The 787-nt window shown below is 78.0% G+C and carries 1 pseudogene; it reads right to left on the minus strand.

The annotated features are described in order from the left end of the window. A pseudogene (locus tag GTW40_RS28535) lies at positions 1 to 787 on the minus strand (tetratricopeptide repeat protein); the annotation flags it as partial.

The raw sequence follows: 787 nt of genomic DNA on the forward strand, positions 1-787 counted from the left end.
GGCCGCCGGTCACCTCGGCGAGCTGGAGGTGCAGCTGCGCCCGCGCGACCGGTTCGAGGTACGGCCCGCCGTGCGCCAGGGCGTCCCGCAGCGCCTCCTCGGTCTCGTCCGACCGGCCCAGCCGGTGCGCCAGCGCCGCGACGCGCACGTCGTACTCCGGCGTGAACCATGGCAGCCCGGCGGCCACGAACGCCCCGGTGGCCTGCCGGAACAGCGTCACCGCCTGCTCCAGATCACCGCTCAGCTCGGCGAGTTCGGCCAGCATCGCGTGCGCCTCGGCGGCGCGCGCGGCCATCCGCACATCGTCCCCGGTGTGCCCGTCGACCAGCGTCAGGATCTCCCGTACGTGCCGCACGACGGCCTCCGCGGCCCCGGGGTCGGGACTCGTCGCCCGCTCGGGTTCGGGTGCGTCCCCCAGGACGGCCGCGCCGCCGTGCACCGCGCGCATCAGCACCCGCGCCCGGCTCAGCAGCACCGAGGCCGTCTGCCGTACTCCGGTGCCGCCCTCGGCGTACAGCGCGAGCGCCCGGTCGTACAGCTCCCCGGCCGCGGCCAGGGCCGGTTCGACCTCGCCGGTGAGGGCGCGGATGTAGGCCGCCCTGCCCCGGGCGGCCAGGGCCTCGCCGGGGTCGCCCGCCTCCAGGTACAGCTCCGCGGCCCGCTCGAAGAGCGCGACGCCCTCCGGGCCCCGGTCCATCGCCTCGTGGTCCGCGATCTCCGCCCGGTCGCGGGCGTCCAGCTCCACGCCCTCGGCGGCCCGCGCGACCGCCGCCCACGCCTCGGTCGC

Source organism: Streptomyces sp. SID4985 (genome assembly GCF_009863025.1).
Classification (GTDB): domain Bacteria; phylum Actinomycetota; class Actinomycetes; order Streptomycetales; family Streptomycetaceae; genus Streptomyces.